Annotated in this window: 25 protein-coding genes and 1 pseudogene; 7 read left to right on the top strand and 19 right to left on the bottom strand. The window is 66.6% G+C overall.

Features of this window, described 5'->3' with window-relative positions; all coding sequences use genetic code 11:
- Nucleotides 1–100 precede the first annotated feature (100 nt).
- The 3 genes from ACZY0B_RS03710 to ACZY0B_RS03700 all read right to left on the bottom strand — a co-directional run bounded on the left by ACZY0B_RS03710 (nt 101) and on the right by ACZY0B_RS03700 (nt 1058).
- A complete protein-coding gene (locus ACZY0B_RS03710) occupies nt 101–385 on the bottom strand; it encodes a WXG100 family type VII secretion target (protein WP_463762627.1) in 285 nt (94 codons plus the stop codon).
- A 41-nt stretch (nt 386–426) separates the two neighbouring features.
- Entirely contained in the window at nt 427–723 is a 297-nt protein-coding gene (locus tag ACZY0B_RS03705; RefSeq protein ID WP_463762626.1) for a WXG100 family type VII secretion target, read from the bottom strand.
- Nucleotides 724–794: 71 nt separating this feature from the next.
- Nucleotides 795–1058, bottom strand: coding sequence for a hypothetical protein (locus ACZY0B_RS03700; protein ID WP_463762625.1), 264 nt, complete (start codon nt 1056–1058; stop codon nt 795–797).
- Nucleotides 1059–1226: 168 nt separating this feature from the next.
- Here ACZY0B_RS03700 and ACZY0B_RS03695 point away from each other — a divergent pair, with 168 nt between their 5' ends.
- Nucleotides 1227–1622, top strand: coding sequence for a hypothetical protein (locus tag ACZY0B_RS03695; protein WP_463762624.1), 396 nt, complete (start codon nt 1227–1229; stop codon nt 1620–1622).
- A 78-nt stretch (nt 1623–1700) separates the two neighbouring features.
- On the opposite strand, the gene ACZY0B_RS03690 is transcribed toward ACZY0B_RS03695, so the two are convergent.
- Entirely contained in the window at nt 1701–2870 is a 1170-nt protein-coding gene (locus ACZY0B_RS03690) for a PPE family protein (RefSeq protein ID WP_463762623.1), read from the bottom strand.
- A 156-nt stretch (nt 2871–3026) separates the two neighbouring features.
- Nucleotides 3027–4418, bottom strand: a complete 1392-nt coding sequence (locus ACZY0B_RS03685; RefSeq protein WP_463762621.1) for a glycine--tRNA ligase — start codon at nt 4416–4418, stop codon at nt 3027–3029.
- A 179-nt stretch (nt 4419–4597) separates the two neighbouring features.
- Between ACZY0B_RS03685 and ACZY0B_RS03680 the strand changes: the two genes are divergently transcribed.
- Both ACZY0B_RS03680 and ACZY0B_RS03675 read left to right on the top strand, forming a co-directional pair.
- Nucleotides 4598–5005, top strand: a complete 408-nt coding sequence (locus ACZY0B_RS03680; protein WP_463762619.1) for an ArsR/SmtB family transcription factor — start codon at nt 4598–4600, stop codon at nt 5003–5005.
- Nucleotides 5002–5391: a Fur family transcriptional regulator gene (locus tag ACZY0B_RS03675; protein ID WP_463762618.1), complete on the top strand. Its 390-nt coding sequence runs from the start codon at nt 5002–5004 to the stop codon at nt 5389–5391. The genes ACZY0B_RS03680 and ACZY0B_RS03675 overlap by 4 nt, the downstream gene beginning before the upstream one ends.
- Nucleotides 5392–5479: 88 nt before the next feature.
- Here the strand turns inward: ACZY0B_RS03675 and ACZY0B_RS03670 are convergent, their stop codons facing one another.
- Genes ACZY0B_RS03670 through recO form a run of 3 tightly spaced genes read right to left on the bottom strand, consistent with a single transcriptional unit; the run spans nt 5480 to nt 7591 of the window.
- Complete coding sequence (locus ACZY0B_RS03670; RefSeq protein WP_463762617.1) at nt 5480–5908, bottom strand: hypothetical protein; 429 nt, start codon at nt 5906–5908, stop codon at nt 5480–5482.
- Nucleotides 5908–6801, bottom strand: a complete 894-nt coding sequence (locus ACZY0B_RS03665; protein WP_463762616.1) for a decaprenyl diphosphate synthase — start codon at nt 6799–6801, stop codon at nt 5908–5910. The genes ACZY0B_RS03670 and ACZY0B_RS03665 overlap by 1 nt, the downstream gene beginning before the upstream one ends.
- Complete coding sequence (gene recO, locus ACZY0B_RS03660; protein WP_463762615.1) at nt 6794–7591, bottom strand: DNA repair protein RecO; 798 nt, start codon at nt 7589–7591, stop codon at nt 6794–6796. Before recO ends, ACZY0B_RS03665 begins: the two co-directional genes overlap by 8 nt.
- 61 nt (nt 7592–7652) lie before the next feature.
- Between recO and ACZY0B_RS03655 the strand changes: the two genes are divergently transcribed.
- A complete protein-coding gene (locus ACZY0B_RS03655; protein ID WP_463762614.1) occupies nt 7653–9128 on the top strand; it encodes an amidase in 1476 nt (491 codons plus the stop codon).
- 6 nt (nt 9129–9134) lie between these two features.
- Here the strand turns inward: ACZY0B_RS03655 and era are convergent, their stop codons facing one another.
- From era to hrcA, 9 genes and pseudogenes are all read right to left on the bottom strand, one after another.
- Nucleotides 9135–10046 (bottom strand): GTPase Era, encoded by a 912-nt coding sequence (gene era, locus ACZY0B_RS03650; protein ID WP_463762613.1) that lies wholly within the window; start codon nt 10044–10046, stop codon nt 9135–9137.
- Between the two features lie 35 nt (nt 10047–10081).
- Nucleotides 10082–10174 (bottom strand): annotated as a pseudogene (locus ACZY0B_RS03645) (cytidine deaminase); the annotation flags it as partial.
- Nucleotides 10164–11468: a hemolysin family protein gene (locus tag ACZY0B_RS03640; protein ID WP_463762612.1), complete on the bottom strand. Its 1305-nt coding sequence runs from the start codon at nt 11466–11468 to the stop codon at nt 10164–10166. The gene ACZY0B_RS03640 and the pseudogene ACZY0B_RS03645, both read right to left, overlap by 11 nt.
- Nucleotides 11465–12697, bottom strand: a complete 1233-nt coding sequence (locus ACZY0B_RS03635; RefSeq protein WP_463762647.1) for a hypothetical protein — start codon at nt 12695–12697, stop codon at nt 11465–11467. The genes ACZY0B_RS03640 and ACZY0B_RS03635 overlap by 4 nt, the downstream gene beginning before the upstream one ends.
- Before the next feature lie 41 nt (nt 12698–12738).
- Complete coding sequence (ybeY, locus tag ACZY0B_RS03630; protein WP_463762611.1) at nt 12739–13272, bottom strand: rRNA maturation RNase YbeY; 534 nt, start codon at nt 13270–13272, stop codon at nt 12739–12741.
- A gap of 18 nt (nt 13273–13290) precedes the next feature.
- Nucleotides 13291–14349 carry a PhoH family protein gene (locus ACZY0B_RS03625; RefSeq protein ID WP_463762610.1) on the bottom strand — a complete coding sequence of 353 codons (1059 nt, stop codon included), beginning with the start codon at nt 14347–14349 and terminating at the stop codon, nt 13291–13293.
- Between the two features lie 56 nt (nt 14350–14405).
- The gene (locus tag ACZY0B_RS03620) at nt 14406–15212 is read right to left on the bottom strand and encodes a 16S rRNA (uracil(1498)-N(3))-methyltransferase (RefSeq protein WP_463762609.1); all 807 of its coding nucleotides are present in this window, start codon (nt 15210–15212) and stop codon (nt 14406–14408) included.
- A 25-nt stretch (nt 15213–15237) separates the two neighbouring features.
- Entirely contained in the window at nt 15238–16383 is a 1146-nt protein-coding gene (dnaJ, locus tag ACZY0B_RS03615; RefSeq protein ID WP_463762608.1) for a molecular chaperone DnaJ, read from the bottom strand.
- A 68-nt stretch (nt 16384–16451) separates the two neighbouring features.
- The gene (hrcA, locus tag ACZY0B_RS03610; protein WP_463762607.1) at nt 16452–17483 is read right to left on the bottom strand and encodes a heat-inducible transcriptional repressor HrcA; all 1032 of its coding nucleotides are present in this window, start codon (nt 17481–17483) and stop codon (nt 16452–16454) included.
- Nucleotides 17484–17638: 155 nt separating this feature from the next.
- Here hrcA and ACZY0B_RS03605 point away from each other — a divergent pair, with 155 nt between their 5' ends.
- The 3 genes from ACZY0B_RS03605 (at nt 17639) to ACZY0B_RS03595 (ending at nt 19534) form a co-directional block, all read left to right on the top strand.
- Nucleotides 17639–17980 carry a type II toxin-antitoxin system VapB family antitoxin gene (locus ACZY0B_RS03605; protein WP_463762606.1) on the top strand — a complete coding sequence of 114 codons (342 nt, stop codon included), beginning with the start codon at nt 17639–17641 and terminating at the stop codon, nt 17978–17980.
- An 82-nt stretch (nt 17981–18062) separates the two neighbouring features.
- Complete coding sequence (locus ACZY0B_RS03600; protein ID WP_463762605.1) at nt 18063–18659, top strand: carboxymuconolactone decarboxylase family protein; 597 nt, start codon at nt 18063–18065, stop codon at nt 18657–18659.
- Nucleotides 18656–19534, top strand: coding sequence for a sigma-70 family RNA polymerase sigma factor (locus ACZY0B_RS03595; protein ID WP_463762604.1), 879 nt, complete (start codon nt 18656–18658; stop codon nt 19532–19534). Before ACZY0B_RS03600 ends, ACZY0B_RS03595 begins: the two co-directional genes overlap by 4 nt.
- Here ACZY0B_RS03595 and ACZY0B_RS03590 read toward each other — a convergent pair.
- Both ACZY0B_RS03590 and ACZY0B_RS03585 read right to left on the bottom strand, forming a co-directional pair.
- Complete coding sequence (locus tag ACZY0B_RS03590) at nt 19531–20064, bottom strand: MTB12 family secreted protein (RefSeq protein ID WP_463762603.1); 534 nt, start codon at nt 20062–20064, stop codon at nt 19531–19533. The genes ACZY0B_RS03595 and ACZY0B_RS03590 overlap by 4 nt on opposite strands.
- 47 nt (nt 20065–20111) lie before the next feature.
- Nucleotides 20112–20642 carry an MTB12 family secreted protein gene (locus ACZY0B_RS03585; RefSeq protein ID WP_463762602.1) on the bottom strand — a complete coding sequence of 177 codons (531 nt, stop codon included), beginning with the start codon at nt 20640–20642 and terminating at the stop codon, nt 20112–20114.
- Between the last annotated feature and the right edge of the window lie 8 nt (nt 20643–20650).

The raw sequence follows: 20650 nt of genomic DNA, 5'->3' as shown, positions 1-20650 counted from the left end.
CGGCGGACGGTTCTAAGACAATAAATGCGTGGCGGCGCACGTTCGTAAGACAGCAGTAGGGGTGCACCGATTCGGCGCGCCCCTACTGCTCGAAAGTACGTTAGGCCCAGCTGGACCCGACGGCGCTGTCGGTGCTGGCCATGTTGTTGCCCGCACTTTGCACCTTCTGGCCGTGGGAGTTGGCCTGCTCGTAGATCACCTGGAAGTTACGACCCAACTGGGTGATGAACTCCTGGCAAGACACCGAACCGGCGCCGCCCCAAAAGTCTCCGGCGGCAAGCACATCGCGAACGATGGCCTGGTGCTCGGCCTCCAGCGAAGCGGCCTGCGCGCGGACCAGCGCACCGTGCGCGTCCACATCTCCGAACTGGTAATTGATCGACATTGTCTATGTCCTCAAGTGTTGGGTAGCAGCGAGTTTCGCGGCTAGTGGCTGAGGGTCTGCTGCGAGGCCTGCTCTTGCGTCTCGTAGTTGTTGGCGTCACGGATCAAACCGTCACGCACGCCGTGGAGCATGTTGACAATGTTGTTGAACGCCTGGTTCATCTGACCCATGGTGTCGTACGACGTGGCCTGAGCCTGACCACTCCAGCCAGCGCCGGCGATGTTCATCGACGACGACCACATCTTGCGAGCCTCATCCGACACCGTCTGCGCGTGCATCTCAAAACGGCCCGCCATCGCACGCATCGCATGCGGATCAGTCATAAAACGTGTTGCCATACTGCCTGTTCCTTAGTTACGCGGACTAACCCACAGACGTGGCGGACCTGTTGCCCGACAGTCTTTCTCGCTCACCCAGCCGCTGGAGAATGCGGTACAACGCTGCTGGGTCGGGGAACTTCGAAGCGAGGTTCGGCGTCGCCGCCCCATTCGCCCCACTGCCCCCATTCCTTCTTTTCACTCATGCCGTCGGCGCCCGCCGCCTCTGAATCCGGCCCGTCGATCGCCTTGTCATCGGCATCGGAGAGCTCTTCGCGCTCCGGTGCCCAATGGTCATAGTCGTCCGGCGGAACGGCCACACCCCAACTGAGTGGAACCGTTAAGCGACCGAGCATGCCTGACTCACCCCGAACTGCCGCCACCGAATCGTCCGGCAGAGGTGAACCAAGAGGCAAAAGCATGATGCCCCCTTTCCACACCCGAAACTCTGTTCACACAGACCCCAACGGCGCACCAATGGCCGCCGAGTATTTTTCATACTAAAGCAAACCAAAGGACAATTGTTGGAAATTTCTGTTTCTATCGCCGTTAAACACGAAAATTCAGCCACACGGGAACCCGCAGCCGCGATCGTCGGCGAGCCCGTCGATCGCGACGGGGACGGACGCAACTGCGAGGAGCGACGCGCCTGGGAGAACCGGCCGCTGGGCTTGAGTGCGAAAAATGTTGCTCGGCAGCGATTCTGCGAAAAATCAGCAGGCGCGTTCACAAAGGTGTTCACCCGCGACCTCGGCGTGACGGCAATTGGCTCGAGCTTGCCGGACCCGACAACACGACCGGCACCCAACGCTGTATCTACCCGCAGTACGCATGTTCTTGGCCGGCATTGCGTGCGTCAGAATCATTCACTGTCGCAAACCGTACCTAATAGTTTGATTAAGCGCGTAACTCATGAATAGGCGTTCGCAACATGTTGAGAAATTTGCACGGCTCCCGATTCGACGGTTTGGGCGCTTCGGCAATTGCGGCTGGGCCTCTCAGGCGCCCTTGCGGGGCACCACCTTGGGCCGGGACTGCACCACATGGGGCGGACTCGCCCCGGCGCGGCCCACCATTCCGGTCGGCTTGTCATCCCCGGGCCCCGTCCGCGCCGGCATGGGCATGCCAGCAGCGGGTCGTGCCGGCTGCGCCACGGCGCCGGGCACTGCCGCCGCCGAGCTAACGATCGGCGCCGGCGTCGATCCCTGCCACACCGAGGGCACCGATATCGCGCCCACCAACCGCGCCCTGCCCAGACTGGCCGAGATATTCGAGCCCCAGCCCCCGCCGCTGCCGAGCACGTTCGTCCCCGGAGCGGTCGAACTGACGTATTGCGACGGACTGCCGGCGGCCACATTCGTGGCACCGGCCAGCGACGTAACCGGCGCGGTGCCTTGCGTCATCGCCATCATCGGCGACATCAACGCGCTCGCCGGGTACATCCCGATCTGGGCCGCCGACATCAATGACGACACCGGCGCCGACGAAACTATCGATCCCACCTGAGTCAGCGCGGATTGAATTGCGGTCACCGCTGACGAGAAGCCCGGGCCGAATATTTGACCGCCCACCGACGACAGCGTCCCGGCAAACTGCGACGCCAAACTGCTCAGGGGCGTCGTCAGCAATCCCGCCAAACTCGACGGTGCCGAACTGATCGACGGCAAGGCCGACATCACCGATTGCGCGCCCGCGTGATAGCCGAACATGGCCATCACATCCTGCAGCCACATCTCGACGTATTCGAATTCGGTGGCCGCAATTGCTGCGGTGTTCTGGCCCAGAATGTTCGTCGCGATCAATGTCATCAACTGGACACGATTTGCCGCCACCGCCGCGGGCGGCACTGTCGCCGCGAATGCCCCCTCGTACGACATTGCCGCCACCCGGGCCTGCATGGCCGACATGGAGGCGTGCGCCGCCGCACCGTGCAACCACTGCAGATAGGGGCCTGCCGCCTGCGTCATCGACTCCGCTGACGGACCCGTCCACTGCCCATTCGACGCCAGGCCCGAGACCACGGAGTCGAAGGACGACGCCGACGCCCACATGTCGGCGGCCAACCCATCCCACGCCGCGGCAGCCGCCATCAGCGGCCCAGAGCCGGCACCGGCGTACATCAGGGCCGAATTGATCTCCGGCGGCAAAAACGCAAAATCCAGAACCATCTACACCTCGACACGCCTGGCCGCTTCCACGGCCTCACAACTGCACCCCGACAGTCATTACAGCGACTGGACACTGCGTATAAGACTAAAGCCGAATAGTAGGGCAGCACCACACCAAGATTGCCGCGTTTGTCCAAATGGCTGGATTGCGGGCCGCTAGGCGCCCTTGAGCCGAACCGCCAGGTAGTCGGCGACGGCGTCCATCGACACCCGCTCCTGCGTCATCGCGTCGCGGTCACGCACGGTGACGGCGTTGTCTTCCAGCGAGTCGAAATCGACCGTCACGCAGAATGGCGTCCCGACCTCGTCCTGGCGCCGATAACGGCGTCCGATCGCGCCGGCGTCGTCGAAATCGATGTTCCAGGATTTCCGCAGTTCGGCGGCCAGGTCTCTGGCCTTGGGGCTCAAGTCGGCGTGGCGGGACAACGGCAGCACGGCCGCCTTGACCGGGGCCAGCCGCGGGTCGAGGCGAAGCACCGTGCGCTTGTCCACGCCGCCCTTGGCGTTCGGGGCTTCGTCCTCGGCGTAGGCATCGATCAAGAACGCCATGAACGACCGGGTCAGGCCGGCGGCGGGTTCGATCACGTAGGGCGTGTACCGGGTGTCGCTAACCTGGTCGTAGAAGGACAGGTCGGTGCCGGAATGCTTTGCGTGCGTTGATAAGTCGAAGTCAGTGCGGTTTGCGACGCCTTCCAGCTCACCCCACGGATTGCCCTGGAAACCGAATTTGTATTCGATGTCGACCGTGCGATCGGAATAGTGCGACAGCTTGTCTTTGGGATGTTCGTACAGGCGCAGGTTCTCCGGGTTGATACCGAGGTCGATGTACCACTGCTGCCGGGTGTCGATCCAGTACTGGTGCCATTCCTTGGCGGTGGATGGCTCGACGAAGAACTCCATCTCCATCTGCTCGAACTCGCGGGTGCGGAAGATGAAGTTGCCCGGGGTGATCTCGTTGCGAAAGCTCTTGCCGATCTGGCCGATGCCGAACGGCGGCTTGCGCCGCGCGGTCGTCACCACGTTCGCGAAGTTGACGAAGATGCCCTGCGCGGTCTCGGGCCGCAGGTAGTGCAGCCCCTCCTCGGTCTCGATCGGCCCGAGGTAGGTCTTGAGCATCATGTTGAATTCGCGCGGCTCGGTCCACTGACCGGGCTCCCCGGTCTCCGGGTCGCGGATGTCGGCCAGCCCGTTGGGCGGCGGATGCCCGTGCTTGGCCTCGTAGGCCTCGATCAGGTGGTCGGCGCGGTAACGCTTGTGGGTGATCAGCGACTCCACCAGCGGGTCGTGGAACACCTCAACGTGCCCGGATGCCACCCACACCTGCCGCGGCAGGATGATCGACGAGTCGAGTCCCACGACGTCGTCGCGGCCGGTGACCACCGTGCGCCACCACTGCCGCTTGATGTTCTCTTTGAGTTCCACGCCCAGCGGCCCGTAGTCCCAGGCCGACTTGGTGCCGCCGTAGATCTCACCCGCGGGGAAGACGAATCCGCGCCGTTTGGCCAGGTTAACGACGGTGTCGATGACGGACGCCACGGGGTGTCCCACTCTCTTTCTTCGATTACTGCGACGCGCGGGGCGGCGAAACGTCGCCCGCGAAACCTCAGCAATGGTATCGACCGAGCCGGGGTCTTTGACATGCGTCATCATGCATGTGACAGTGGATGTCGTTCCCTACAGTGGGGCACTGGCACGTACCCGGCACTTCTCAAGGTGATGACTTTCGCATGGTGATGCCCTCAACGCCGACCGCCGCCCATGGCTCCTCGTCGGACCCGGGCGCCCACGGGCACACCCAGGCAGCAGCGGGCGAGCACTCCCCGTTCGCCGAGTATCCGGTACCGCCGTCGCGCGAAATTCTCGACGCAGCCGGTGAGCTGCTGCGCGCGCTGGCCGCACCCGTGCGCATCGCGATCGTGCTGCAACTACGCGAATCCCAGCGCTGCGTGCACGAGCTGGTCGACGCGTTGGGCGTGCCACAACCGCTGGTCAGCCAGCATTTGAAGATTCTCAAGGCAGCCGGGGTGGTCGCCGGGGAGCGATCCGGCCGCGAGGTGCTCTACCGGCTGGCCGACCACCACCTGGCGCACATCGTCGTCGACGCCGTCGCCCATGCCAGCGAGGACACACCATGACAGGACCCAGCGTCCGTTCCACCCGGCAGCGGACGGCAATTTCCACGCTGTTGGAGACCCTCGACGAATTCCGCTCCGCGCAGGAGCTGCACGACGAGCTACGCCGCCGCGGCGACAACATCGGCCTGACCACGGTCTACCGGACGCTGCAATCCATGGCTACGGCGGGAATGGTCGACACGCTGCGCACCGACACCGGCGAGTCGGTCTACCGCCGTTGCTCGGAGCACCATCACCACCACCTGGTGTGCCGCCACTGCGGGTCCACGATCGAGGTGGGCGACCACGAAGTCGAGGAGTGGGCGGAGCAAGTGGCCGCCAAGCATGGCTATTCCGAGGTCAGCCACACCATCGAGATCTTCGGCACCTGCTCGGACTGCGGTTAAACCTGCCGAAAGTGAAACTGGCTTCACGTTCGCGCCCCAATGTGAAACTAACTTCACGCTCGGCGTCGGCTAACCGCTGATCGCGGGCTCAGGCCGTCAGCACGCGCCGTATCTGGGCGCCCGTATCGAGCACCAGCAGGATCAGGGTGCGCAGGGCGTCGTCGGTCAGGCCCGCCCCGGGAAAGTTGTATCGCAGCATCACGTCCGCGGTTTTGGATCCGCCCTTGCCGGAGTTGCGCTGCGCGGCCTTGTCGCTGATCTTCTCGACCAGCGTCACATTGCCGAAGTTGCTGTCGTGCGCTTGCTTGGCGACCTGATCGCTGAGCTTCTTGGTCAGCGGCAGATCCCACGCCACGATCTGGGTGAGCGACACCAGGTCCAGGCCCTCGGCGATGTTCACCACCCGCAACGACGCGAACGTGGCGTCGTGGTGCACCGTCAGCCCACCGTCGGGTTCATCCTCGACCGGCAACACATCGCGGAGAATCGACCCCAGGCGCTCCTGCAGGGATGGCATCAGGCACTCCCAAACCGTCGGTTGCGGTCCGCATATTCAACGCAGGCCGCCCACAGATCGCGACGGTCGTAGTCGGGCCACAGCTTGTCTTGAAAGATGTATTCGGCGTAGGCCGCCTGCCACAGCATGAAGTTGCTGGAGCGCTGCTCCCCCGAAGTCCGCAGAAAAAGATCCACGTCCGGGATGTCGGGCCGCTGCAGGTGATGCGCCACCGTCGTCTCGGTGATGCGCTCCGGGTTCAGCCGCCCGGCGGCGGCCAAGCGTGCGATTTCCTTTGTGGCTTCGGCGATTTCGGCGCGGCCGCCATAGTTGACGCAGTAGTTGACGGTGATGACGTCGTTGCCCTTCGTCATGTCCTCCGCGATCGCCAATTCATTGATCACGCTGCGCCACAGGCGTGGCCGCGAACCCACCCAGCGGATCTTGACCCCCATCGCCATGAGGTTCACCCGGCGCATACGGACCACGTCGCGGTTGAACCCCATCAGGAAGCGGACCTCCTCGGGAGAACGCTTCCAGTTTTCGGTCGAGAAGGCGTAGAGGCTGAGCCACTTGATCCCGATTTCGATTGCCCCGCAGACGACGTCGATGACCACCGCCTCGCCCGCCTTGTGGCCGTCGGTGCGGGTCAGCCCCTGCTGGGTGGCCCAGCGGCCGTTGCCGTCCATCACGATGGCCACATGGTTGGGCAATCGGTCGGCCGGGATCCGCGGTGCCACCGCCTTCGAAATGTGCTGGGGTGGCCGGCTCGGGCCGCCGTGGGCAGCGGGCGGTAATTCGGGGAATTCCACCGGCCACGTCGACCTGTCGGGAAAAGTCGGATAGCCGTCGGGCGCTGCGGGTAGTTGCGGGAAGTCGGTGGACTTCAGCTTGCGCTCGTGGTTCCTAGCCACAGTCCTCATCCTGCCCGAGCAGCGCTGCGCGCCGATCGGCGATCGTCCGGTCTACCCGATAATTGCGCTCCACCAGCGGCAACGTCTTGAGCTGGCGTTCCAGGTGCCATTGCAGGTGGGCGGCCACCAATCCGCTGACATGGCTGCGGTGGGACTGCGGCGTCGCCTCGGCGGCTTCCCAATCGCCATCGTGCAGCGCGGACATCAGTTCCAGCACGCCCAGCGGCGGCGTGGTCGAACCCGCGGGCCGGCAGTGGCCGCAGACGCTGCCACCGGCGGCGATGTGGAATGCCCGATGCGGGCCGGGTGTGGCGCAGCGGGCGCACTCGGTCAGCGCCGGCGCCCAGCCGGCGATGCCCATGGCACGCAGCAGGTAGGCGTCCAGCAGCAGGTCACGGGGGCGGTGTCCGTCGGCCACCGCCCGCAGCGCGCCCACCGTGAGCCGGTGCAGCGCCGGGGCGGGCGCCCGCTCCTCACCGGCGAGGCGTTCGGCGGTTTCCAGCATCGCGCACCCGCAGGTGTACCGGCCGTAGTCGCTGACGATGTCGGTGGCGAACGCGTCGATCGCGACGACCTGGGTGACGATGTCGAGATTGCGGCCGGGATGCAGCTGCACATCGATGTGCGCGAACGGCTCCAGCCGCGCGCCGAATTTGCTGCGGGTGCGGCGCACCCCTTTGGCCACCGCGCGGACCAACCCGTGATCGCGGGTCAGCAGGGTGACGATCCGGTCGGCTTCGCCGAGCTTGTGCTGGCGCAGCACTACCGCTCGGTCTCGATACAGCCGCATCTCAATAGTTTTGCACCCCGCCGCGACATCTCGGGTATCCGCGCCGATAGTCTCGTACCCCGTGATTGGCGCTCCTGGGTCCGCTTCCGGATCCGCTTCCGGATCCCGTGGCACGCGCCTGCCCACACTCACTGACCTGCTCTATCAGCTGGCCAGCCGCTCGGTGACATCCGACACATTGGTGCGCCGTTCGCTGCACGCGATCGACGCCAGCCAATCCACGCTGAACGCATTCCGGGTGGTGCTGACCGAGTCGGCGCTGGCCGACGCGGCCGAGGCCGACCGGCGACGCGCCGCCGGTGACACGGCGCCGTTGCTGGGCGTCCCGATCGCGGTCAAGGACGACGTCGACGTTGCCGGCGTGCCCACCGCCTTCGGCGCCGACGGTTACGTCCGGCCCGCCGCCCAGGACGCCGAGGTGGTTCGCCGTCTCAAAGCCGCCGGGGCCGTCATCGTCGGCAAGACCAACACCTGCGAACTGGGACAGTGGCCGTTCACCAGCGGGCCCGGGTTCGGGCACACCCGCAACCCGTGGTCGCGGCGGCACACCCCGGGCGGATCGTCGGGCGGCAGCGCGGCCGCGGTGGCCGCCGGCCTGGTCACCGCCGCGATCGGCTCCGACGGCGCCGGCAGCGTCCGCATCCCGGCGGCCTGGACACACCTGGTCGGTATCAAGCCACAGCGCGGCCGCATCTCCACCTGGCCGTTGCCGGAGTCGTTCAACGGGATCACCGTCAACGGCGTGCTGGCCCGCACCGTGGCCGACGCGGCGCTGGTGCTCGACGCCGCATCCGGGAACGTCGAGGGCGACCGGCACAAGCCCGCCCCGATCAGGGCATCCGACTACGTCAGCATCGCGCCCGGGCCGCTGAACATCGCGCTGTCAACCCGGTTCCCGTACACCTACTTTCGGGCCAAGCTGCATCCCGAGATCCTGGCCGCGACCCGCTCCGTGGGCAAGCAACTCCAATTGCTCGGCCACACCGTCGTTTCCGGTAACCCGGACTACGGCGTGCGGCTGGGGTGGGACTTTCTGGCCCGCTCGACCGCGGGGCTGCGCGAATGGGAGGAGCGGCTGGGCGACGGTGTCGCCCTGGACCCCCGCACCCTGTCCAACCTGCGGATGGGACATGTGCTGGGACAGGCGATCCTGCGCAACGCGCGCCTGCACGAAGGCGCGCTGCAGCGCCGGGTGGGCTCGATCTTCGACATCGTCGACGTGGTGGTGGCACCGACGACCGCGCAACCGCCCCCGCTGGCACGAGCCTTCGACCGGTTGGGCGGCTTCGGCACCGACCGCGTGATGGTCAAGGCGTGCCCGGTGACGTGGCCGTGGAATGTGCTGGGCTGGCCGTCGATCAACGTGCCGGCGGGGTTCACCTCGGACGGCTTGCCGATCGGTGTGCAGCTGATGGGACCGGCCAACAGCGAACCCATGCTGATCTCGCTGGCCGCCGAGCTGGAGGCGGTCTGCGGCTGGGCGTCCAAGCAGCCGAAGGTGTGGTGGGAGCATGAGCACGGCCAACCCCTGGATTGAGAAGCGCTAAAAGCCCAGCCGCCCAAGCTGTTTGGGGTCACTCTGCCAGTTTTTGGCGACCTTGACCCGCAGGTCGAGATAGACCTTGGTGCCCAGCAGCTTCTCGATCTGCCGGCGCGCCACGGTCCCCACTTCCCGCAATCGGGCTCCGCCCTTGCCGATGATGATGCCCTTCTGGCTGTCCCGCTCGACGTAGAGCAGCGCATACACGTCGATCAGGTCGTCGCGGCCCTCGCGCGGATTGACTTCGTCGATCACCACCGCCAGCGAATGCGGAAGCTCGTCGCGCACTCCCTCCAGGGCGGCCTCCCGGATCAGCTCGGCCATCAGGATCTCTTCCGGCTCGTCGGTCAGCTCGCCGTCGGGGTAAAACGCCGGACCGGTGGGCAGTGCGGCGGCCAGCACGTCGATCAGCAGGTCGACCTGGGTGCCGGCGACCGCCGACACCGGGACGATTTCGGCCGAACCGTCGACCAGCTCATTGGCCGCGACCAGCTGTGCGGCCACTCGGTCTTTGGGCACCTTGTCGATCTTGGTGACGATGACGACGAGCGTGGTCTTGGGTGCGACGGAACGAATCTGGTCGACGATCCAGCGGTCTCCGGGGCCGATCGCCTCGTCGGCCGGGATGCACAGCCCGATCACGTCGACTTCGGAGTAGGTGTCCCGGACCAAGTCGTTCAGCCGCTTGCCCAGCAGGGTGCGCGGCCGGTGCAAGCCCGGGGTGTCGACCAGGATGATCTGGAAGTTCTCCCGGTGCACGATGCCGCGGATGGTGTGCCGGGTGGTCTGCGGGCGCTTAGAGGTGATCGCCACTTTGCTGCCGACCAGAGCGTTGGTCAGCGTCGACTTGCCGGTATTCGGCCGGCCGACCAAACACACGAAGCCCGAACGGAATTCGTTCCCACTTGGTGTCATAGCGAGGCACCGGCGCTGTCGGTGAGGATGATCGCCGCGGTCGGACTGCCGGCCTCCGCGCGCGCCATCGCGGGGCGCGCCAGCACCACCAGCTTCTCGTCCTCGGGATCCTGCTGCTCAGCCATCATGCGTGTCCTCAAACTCGTGGTCCTCCGGCTCGACCGGACTGAGCAGCACGGTGCCGATCCGCAGCCGGCCGCGATGGTCAGGGCCGCCCTCGGCGCGTAGCCGCAAGCCGTGCGAGACCACCTCGGCGCCGGGCAGCGGAACCCGGCCCAATTCCAATGCCAGCAGGCCGCCCACCGTATCGACGTCGAGATCGTCGTCGAACTCCACGCCGTACAGTTCGCCGACATCTTCGATGGCCAGCCGCGACGACACCCGGAAATGCTTGTCGCCCAAGTCTTCTATCGGAGCCGTCTCTTCCTGGTCGTACTCGTCGGCAATCTCACCGACGATCTCCTCCAGCACGTCTTCGATGCTGACCAGGCCGGCAATCGCGCCGTATTCGTCGACGAGCAGCGCCATGTGATTGCGGTCGCGCTGCATTTCACGCAGCAGCGCATCCAACGGCTTGGAGTCCGGCACGAACACGGGCGGACGCATGATCTCCGACACCTTGGTGTCGCGGCCACCGTCGGCCGACAAGAACGTCTGCTGGACAAGGTCTTTCAGATACACCACCCCGACGACGTCGTCGACGTTCTCGCCGATCACCGGAATGCGCGAATGCCCGCTGCGCACAGCCAAGTTCGTCGCTTGGCCGGCGAATTTGTCGCTTTCGATCCAGATCATCTCGGTCCGCGGCACCATCACCTCACGCGCCGGGGTGTCACCGAGTTCGAACACCGACTCGATCATCCGGCGCTCGTCGGCGGCCACCACGCCGCGCTGCTGGGCCAGGTCGACGACCTCGCGCAGCTCGATCTCGGATGCGAACGGGCCATTGCGAAAGCCGCGACCCGGCGTGAGCGCGTTACCCAGCACCACCAGCAACCGGCTGATCGGCATCAACAGCGACGAGATCACCTGCAGCGGAAGGGCTGTCACCAGCGAAATAGAATACGCATGCTGGCGGCCCAGGGTCCGCGGGCCCACCCCGATGACGACGAAGCTGGTCAGCACCATGATGGTCGCAGCGCCGAACACCGCCCAATTCAGGCCGAAGTTGTCATAGAGGAACACCACGAGCAGCACGGTCGCGGTGACCTCACAGATGATGCGCAACAGCACCACCAGGTTGATATAGCGCGGCCGGTCGGCCATCACCTTCGCCAGGGACCCCGCACCCGGGCGCTCATCGCGCATCAGCTCCGCCACCCGAGCCACCGACACCGTGCTAATCGCGGCGTCGATCGCCGCGAAAGCCCCACCCAGACAGATCAACGCAATCGCGCCGAGCAGCTGAGATAAGCCGGTCAATTGTGAGAATGCCTTGACTCGGTCGCGGACTTGCCGGTCGCGTCGCCGCTCTTGTTCCGACGATTCAGCAACCCCGCGATGACGACGACCGCCATCACCAACAACCCGTACCGCACTCCCCACGGCCACCAAGGTTGGGCAGGTGCCGCGGGCTGGGCGGGCTGGGTCTGATCACCGCGGACGGCCAGCGTCGCCAAGAAGTCGCCATTGTCGGTCGGCCCGAAGCCGGGCAGCGACTGGGTCTTGGTCACCCTGATTTGCACGCCGCTGCTGGGATCGGCGACCTGACCCCAGGCCAAGGTCGAGTCGTCGAGCAGGAAGGAGTCCTGGCTGCCCGCGGGCTCGCTATCGTCGTGCCCTACCACCGCCACCTGGCCGACTTGCACGATCTCGTTCACGGCGGGGATATCGGCCAAGACGCTCTGGTACAGCGTCGGGGCTGCCGGGGCCGCGTACTCCGGCGGCGGGGGGCCCTGGAAGTTGTCCGGCGGTACGAAGGCCCCGCCGTAGAAGCTGCCCGACGCCAGGTAGCTGTCGCCGACCGCGGTGAACGGGACCAGGCCAACGGTGGCGGCATCGAGCACGATCCGGCCGCCGGCCGGCAGGTACGCCTCCCGGGAAGCGCCGCCGTAGGTGTAGCGGAAGGTCATCGCCTGACTGAGCGGGTTGTACAGCGTCGGGCGGTGATATTCGTCGTAGTCGACGTAGTCCCAGTGCCGGGGACGGGCCAACTCCTTGTTGTCAGCTTTGATGAGATCGACATTCTCGCTGTGGGCGCTGACGACGTTCTGCACCTGCTGGTTGAAGTCCGTCTGGGTCGGCGGCTTCGGTGGGTCGGCGGGATTGAGCCGGGCCGCCGGTGCGGCCTTGGCAGCCGCGATCGCCTGTGGGGGCGCCTCGAGCTTCTTCGGCGGTGACACCACGGCCACGTTTCTTGGTGCCCCCGGGGACGGCGGATTGATCTTCGGGGTCTGCACCGGGACCGGCGCCGGGCGGGTGGACGTCGGCGGGGGCAACGGCGGAGGCTCCGGAATGTATACCGGCACGGTGCTCGACGGCGCCGGGGCCGGCCGGGGCGCGGGGGCGTTGCACACGTTCGCGGTGTGATAGGCCTGCACATAAAACAGACAGTGCTGGCAGGACACGGGGTTTGACCCCTCGCCGGCGCACGGCGATGCCTGTGCCACACCGGTCGTGCCGACCAGCAGCACCGACGGCGCCAAAGCCATGGCGGCCGAAACCGCGATCCAGAGTGCTCTCTTCAAAGGGCTCAATTGTCGAAATACCTTGACTTGTCCAGCAACCGGCGGTCTTTCTCGTCTTGCCGGTCGTAGTGGTAGGCCTCGACCTGTTCGGCTACCCACTCTTCGAGAAGTCGCTGCTGTAGCGCGAACATCTCCTTCTCCTCATCGTGCTCGGCGTGGTCGTAGCCGAGCAAGTGCAGCACGCCGTGAATTGTCAACAGCGCCAACTCATGTCCGAGACTGTGGCCTGCCGCGGCGGCCTGCTCGGTCGCGAATTCCGGACACAGCACGATGTCACCCAGCATCGACGGCCCGGGCTCGGGCGCGTCCGGGCGGCCGCCGGGCTCGAGCTCGTCCATCGGGAAACTCATCACGTCGGTCGGGCCGGGTAGGTCCATCCAGCGCATGTGCAGGTCGGCCATCGCCGCGGTGTCCAGCAGCACCATCGACAGCTCGGCACCCGGATTGACCTCCATTTTGGCGATGACGAAGCGCGCGACGCTCACCAATTCCACTTCGGAGACATCGATGCCCGACTCGTTGGACACTTCAATAGTCATGGGCTGCTCACCGCACACTCATCGGCGATTTCGCGTTCCGGATGCCCGCCGAGCGGCCCGATTCATCCCGGAGTCCGGGTCCTCGTGGCGAGCGTAAGCATCGACGATCTCGGAGACCAGCCGGTGGCGGACCACATCCGCGCTGGTCAACTCCGCGATGTGGATGTCGTCGATGTCTTCCAGGATGTCGACCGCCGCCCGTAGACCCGACCTGGCGCCGCCCGGCAGGTCGATCTGGGTGATATCGCCGGTGACGACGATCTTCGACCCGAAGCCCAGCCGGGTGAGGAACATCTTCATCTGCTCGGGCGTGGTGTTCTGCGCCTCGTCGAGAACGATGAATGCATTATTAAGGGTTCTACCCCGCATATATGCGAGCGGCGCCACCTCGATCACCCCGGCCGACATCAGCTTGGGGATCAGCTCGGGATCCATCATGTCGTAGAGCGCGTCGTACAGCGGGCGCAGATACGGGTCGATCTTCTCGCTCAGCGTGCCCGGCAAAAACCCAAGGCGCTCACCGGCTTCCACGGCCGGACGGGTCAAGATGATGCGGGTGACCTTCTTGGACTGCAGGGCGTTGACCGCCTTGGCCATCGCGAGATAGGTCTTGCCGGTTCCGGCCGGCCCGATGCCGAACACGACGGTGTGGGCGTCGATGGCGTCGACGTAGCGCTTCTGGTTGAGCGTCTTGGGCCGGATCGTCTTGCCGCGGCGCGACAAAATATCCAGGGTGAGCACCTCGGCCGGTGACTCGTTGCCCGTGCCGACCAGCATCGCGACGCTGTGGCGCACCACCTCGGGTGTCAACGGCTGGCCATTGGCCACGATCGCGATCAGCTCGGAGATCACTCGCTCGGCGAGCGCGACGTCGGCCGGTTCGCCCGACAGCGTGACGGCGTTGCCGCGAACATGCAGGTCGGCGCTGAGTATGCGTTCGAGGGCGCGCAAATTCTCGTCTGCCGAACCCAGCAAGCCCACGACCAGATCAGAAGGAATGTCGATGCTGCTGCGAACCTGAGCATCGGCCTGCAGGGCCCCAGCTGCGTCAGCAGCGTTGGTCTCGCGTGGCGTCACGTGGTTTCCGGTGCCTGCCTTCTCGGGCTCGTCAGGGTAGTTCGGGATGCCTCAGTCTACGCCGAGGGCTCCGCCTGGTCAGCCGCGAGCGGCCCAGGTGGCCCGACCTCGACGGTTTGCTCCCATCGCGAAGTGAGCACGCCGAGGGCACCCAGGGCCACCGCGGCGGCTGTCGAGGTCCGCAGTACCTGCGGGCCCAGCCGTGTCGCGACGGCCCCCGCGTCGGTCAGCGCGGCCAGCTCATCCGGCGCGATACCTCCCTCGGGACCGACCACGACGAACAGCGAGCTCGCCTGCGCCACAGCGACATCCGCGATCCGCTCGGCCGCCGACTCGTGCAACACCAATACCGCTGCGCCGGCGGCCACTTCATCGCGGATCCGCTGGGCCAGCGCCGCCGTCGACAACACGCCGTCAACCGGTGGGATGTGCGCCCGCCGCGATTGCCGGGCCGCCGAGCGGACCACGGCGCGCCAGCGGCGCAGACCCTTCTCCACGCGGGCCCCCTGCCAGGTGGCCACGCATCGGGCCGCCTGCCAGGGCAAAAACGCGTCAGCGCCGGCCTCGGTGGCCAATTCGATCGCCAACTCCGAGCGCTCCGATTTGGGCAGCGCCTGCACCACCGTCACCGGCGGCTTCGGTGGATCGACGCTCCAGCGGTCCAGCACCCGGGCACCTAAACCGTCGCGCCCGGACTGCTCGACCACGCAGCGGGCCAAGCCGCCGGCGCCGTCGCCGAGCACCAATTCCTCCCCGGACCGGATCCGGCGCACCGTCGCGGCGTGAAACCCCTCCTCACCGTCGACGACGGCCAGTTCACCGGCGCCGGGTAGTGCTTCGATGTAAAACAGCGTCGCCACCATGTGCAGGGGCCCCTCAGAAGTTGCGTCAGCGACCGGTGAAGGTCTCGCGCAGCCGGCTGAACAGCCCACCGCCGCTGTGCGTCGAGCGGACCTCGGGTACGTCGCGGGTGCGGCGGTTCTTCAGCTCGCGCAACAGGTCGCTGTCGTGGTTGTCCAGCCGGGTGGGAACGACCACCTCGACGTGGACGTGCAGGTTGCCGCGGGTGGCCGCGCGCAGCTGCGGCATCCCGTGGCCGCGCATCGTGATGACCGAACCCGGTTGCGTGCCAGGCGGAATGGTGATCTCGCTCGTGCCATCGAGGATGGCGTCGACGCTGAGCGTGGCGCCGAGCGCGGCGTCGACCATCGGCACCGACACCGTGCAATGCAAGTCGTCGCCGTCGCGGACGAAGATGTCGTGGGCCTGCTCATGGACCTCCACGTAGAGGTCACCGGCCGGCCCGCCCCCGGGCCCGACCTCACCCTGAGCCGCCAGCCGAACTCGCATGCCGTCGCCGACACCGGCGGGAATCTTGACGCTGATCTCCCGGCGGGCCCGCACCCGGCCATCGCCCACGCACTGATGGCAGGGGTCGGGGATGACCACGCCCACTCCGCGGCAGGTGGGGCACGGCCGCGACGTCACCATCTGGCCCAACAGCGAGCGCTGCACCGACTGCACCTCACCGCGGCCGCCGCAGGTGTCGCAGGGAATCGGCACGGAATCGCCGTTGGTGCCCTTGCCCTGGCAGCGGTCGCACAACACCGCGGTGTCGACCGTGACCTGCTTGGTCACACCGGTCGCGCACTCCTCGAGGTCCAGCCGCATCCGCAGCAACGAGTCCGAACCCGGCCGAACCCGGCCGATCGGACCGCGGGACGTCCCGCCCCCGCTGAAGCCGCCACCGAAGAAGGCTTCGAAAACGTCGCCCAGGCCGCCGAAGCCGCCAAACCCGCCGGCCCCCGCGGCCGCGCCTTCCAACGGGTCGCCCCCCAGGTCGACGATGCGACGCTTCTCGGGATCGCTGAGCACCTCATAGGCGGCGCTGATCTCCTTGAACTTCGCCTGCGCGGCCTCATCGGGGTTGATGTCGGGGTGCAGTTCACGCGCCAGCTTCCGGTACGCGCGTTTGATCTCCGCATCGCCGGCGTTCCTGCTCACGCCGAGCATCCCGTAATAGTCGCGTGCCACGCCTGACCTTTCTGGGCCCTTTTAAGGCCGCGTTACCACGTCTGTCCACAAACCCTGCGGGTGCGCGCTCATCGAGCACCCAGGACTTCGCCAATATAAAGAGCAACCGCGGCTACGCTGGCGATAGTTCCCGGATAGTCCATGCGTGTGGGCCCCAACACACCCATGCCGCCGTACACGGTGTCCATCGTGCCGTACACGGTAGACACCATCGACGTGCCCGCCATTTGCTCGGCTTCCGTCTCATGACCGATGCGCACCGTCACCTTGCCGGCTTCCTGCTGTGCCGCCAGCAATCGCAGCACCACCACCTGCTCCTCGAGAGCCTCGAGAATGGATCGCAGCGACCCGCCGAAGTCCGCGGCGTTGCGGGTCAGGTTGGCGGCGCCGCCCATCAACAGGCGCTCTTCGGTGTGCTCGACGAGCGACTCCAGCAGCACCGTCGCCGAGCGGCCGACCGCGTTGCCCAATCCGCCGGCGCCGCCCAGCTGCTGCGTCAGCTCGGCCACCGCGACCGAGGCCGCGGCCAGCTTCTTGCCCTCCAGGGCCTGGCCGAGAATCTCCCGCAGCTGAGAGAGCTGATGATCGTCGATGACGTCGCCGAGCTCGACGATGCGCTGATCCACCCGCCCGGACGACGTGATGACCACCATCAACAGCCGGGCTGGCGTCACCGCGATCACTTCCAGATGCCGAACCGTCGACGTCGACAACGTCGGGTACTGCACCACCGCCACCTGACGGGTGAGCTGAGCCAGCAGCCGCACCGCCCGGCGCAATACGTCGTCGAGGTCCACGCCGGATTCCAGGAAGCTTTGGATCGCCCGCCGCTCGGCCGACGACAACGGCTTGACGTCGTCGATCCGGTCGACGAACTCGCGGTAGCCCTTCTCGGTGGGCACTCGCCCGGAGCTGGTGTGCGGCTGGGTGATGTAGCCCTCGGCCTCCAGCACCGCCATGTCGTTGCGGATGGTGGCGCTGGACACCCCGAGGTTGTGGCGCTCGACGAGCGACTTCGAACCGATGGGTTCCTGGGTGGAAACGAAGTCGGCGACGATGGCGCGCAGCACCTCGAAGCGACGGTCGTCAGCACTGCCCATCCGTACCCACCTCCTTGACCGAGTCCATTTTACGGTCTCACGGCGCGCTGACTCTCCATCAGCAAGCGTCCACCGCGCGCTGCCGATCATTTTGCGGCTAGCCTGTCCAGCATGTATCCGTCGGGCCTCGACGACGCAGCCAAGAAGATCCGCCCATGATTTTCAAGGGCGTACGCGACGGTAAGCCCTACCCGGAACACGGGCTGACCTATCGGGACTGGTCCCAGATCCCGCCGCAGCAGATCCGGCTCGACGAATTGGTCACCACGACCACCGTGCTGGCCCTGGACCGGCTGCTCTCGGAGGATTCCACCTTCTACGGCGATCTGTTCCCACACGCGGTCCGCTGGCGGGGCATCATCTATCTCGAGGACGGCCTGCACCGCGCGGTGCAGGCCGCGCTGCGGAATCGCACGGTGTTCCATGCCCGGGTCTACGACATGGATGTACCGCTGAGTCAGCAGACGCAGGGATCCGGTTCGACCTTCGGGCATTGACCGGTCACGTTTGCGCGTCGCCGGGTGTCGACGTAGTTGAGGGCCAACAAGGTCCGCACCGTCACTATTCGGGAGGTTCGCCATGTCCCGGCTTCAGGGAGTCTCCGATCGCGACGCCAGCCTGGGCGCCAAGATCGCCTTCTTCTTCACCAAACGCAAACTCGCGCAGATGGCCGGCCTCGAAACGGCCGGCATGCTCGAACCGTTGCGGATGTATGCCCACATCCCCAAGTTGCTCAGCGCCTACGGCAAGCTCGAGCAGGCCGAATCGAAGCTGGACATGCTCAGCCCGCGGCACCGCGCGCTGGCCGAGCTGAAGGCGGCGACGACGGTGCGCTGCGAGTACTGCATCGATCTCGGCTCGCAGATCGCCCGGCAATGGGGAATCACCGACGAAGAACTGCTGGCGATCACGGACTACCGCAACGCCGCGTGCTTCTCCGAGGTCGACAAGCTGATCCTCGAGTACGCCACCGCGATGAGCCGCACCCCGGTCGAGGTGACCGACCAGCTGTTCGACGCGCTGCGCGCCCACTTCGACACGCCACAACTGGTCGCCCTCACCCACGTCATCAACCTCGGCAACATGCGCGCCCGGTTCAACACCGCGCTCGGCATCGGGTCGTCCGGCTTCTCCGGCAACCGGGTGTGCGCTCTCCCCGACGCCGGCCGCGGATGACGGTGGACGCGTCGCTAATGGCGCGGTTCGAGGCGGCCCGGCCACAGCTGGGCGCCATCGCCTACCGCATGCTGGGCTCGATCGACGACGCTCAGGACGCCGTGCAGGAAGCCTGGCTGCGGCTGAACCGCAACTCCGGCGAAGACATCGCGAACCTCGACGCCTGGCTGACCACCGTGGTCGCCCGCATCTGCCTGAACACCTTGCGCGATCGCCACGCCCGTCATCGCGAGGAACCGGTCGCCCAGCTGCCGGATCCGATCGTGGACACTCCCGGCGAATTCGACCCCGAACACCGCGCGATGCTGGCGGACGCGGTGGGCCTGGCGCTGTTTGTCGTGCTGGACACCCTGCCGCCGGCGGAGCGGCTGGCGTTCGTCCTGCACGACGTTTTCACGATCCCGTTCGATCAGATCGCGCCCATCGTCGACCGGACGCCGGAAGCGACCCGCAAGCTGGCCAGCCGCGCGCGCCGGCGCATCCAGCAGGCGGACCCGCTTCCCGACGCCGACATCGCCGCGCAGCGCGAGGCCGTCGACGCGTTCTTCGCCGCCGGGCGCTCCGGTGACTTCGACCGGCTGGTGTCGGTGCTTGATCCCGACGTGGTGTTGCGCGGCGACTTCGGCTCCGGTGCCGGGTTGTTCCGCGCCGAGGGTGCGCCGTCGGTGGCCAAGCTGGCCCGCAGCTACGCAGGCCCCGAGCGTGAAGTGCGCGCCGCGATCGTCAACGGCGCGGCGGGCGCCGTCGTATTCGTCGCCGGTCGGCCCGCCTCGATCATGGCGTTCGTGGTACGCGACGGCCGGGTCGCCGCGATCGATGTGCTGGCCGACCCGGCCCGCATCGCCAGGCTCGACCTGAAAGCCGTGTCCGGCTAGTTCGTCGCGGTCGCCGCCTGCACCAGGGCGAGCGCGGAGTCGTGCTGCAGGATCCAGTTGCCACCCTCGTTGACGAACGCGAGGTTCTTGGTGACCGGTCCGGCGAACTTCGGACCCGCTATCGCGACGTCGGCGGTGGCCGCATTCGGGCCGGCCGGCGCAATATTCGTCACGGTGAAGGTCTCCGGAAAGTTCCCGTTCCGGTAGGCCTTGCGCAGGTCGTGGTCGGCCACGTGACCCTCATCCGGACTGATGCCGCCCTGGACCAGATTGATCTTGGTCGAGTACCCAGTACCGGCATCGGTGACCTGGTTGCACAGGTTCACCAACTGGTCCGGGGTCGGCAGGTTTTGACCCGGCGCCGGCGGCGGGGGCGGAGGCGGCGGCGGGTCCTGCGGCAGTGCTGGTCCATAAGGCGCGCCGACCGCGGCCAGCTGCACCTGAGTCATCGGTGCTGCGACAGCAGCGATTCCGACGGCCGCGCCGCCGACGACGGCCAGCGCCGCCACGCTCATAGCTACGGATTTCACGATTCCCCCTTCAGAGGCCCGTTCGGGGCCAACCTGCCAGATGCTAGTCAGCTTCCGGCCGCTTGCAGAAGCTCCATCGCCGAAGAGCGCGACAATATCCAACCGCCCTGGTTGACGAAGGTGACGTTTTGCATCACCGGGTTCGGCAGCTTCGGGCCCGACACCGCGACGTCCGCAGTTACCGAACCCCCGGCGGCCGGCGCAATGTTGGTGATGTTGAACGCCAACGGCAGGTCGCCGTTCTTGGCCGCCTTCTGCAACTTGCGGTCCGCGAAGTGCGCCTCGGTCCCGCCAATGCCGCCTTCGACCAGATTGCCCTTGCTGGTGAACGACACGCTGGGATCGGCGAGCGTGTTGAGCAGCCCGGTCAGCTGGTCCGACGTCGGAACGCCGGCGACGGGCGCAGGGACGGGCGCGGGCGGCGCCGGATCCTGCGGCAACGGTGCGCCGACCGCGGCGAGCTGCACCTGGGCAGCGCTACCAGTCGGAATGGCCGCGATTGAGGTGACGCCGATCGCGGCGGCGCCGAGAGCGCCCAGAGCTGCCACACCGGTGGCAATGGCTTTCACGGATTTCATGATTCCCC

It is taken from the genome of Mycobacterium sp. IDUB_19, assembly GCF_055419445.1.
This window is presented reverse-complemented; position numbering and strand designations above follow the sequence as displayed.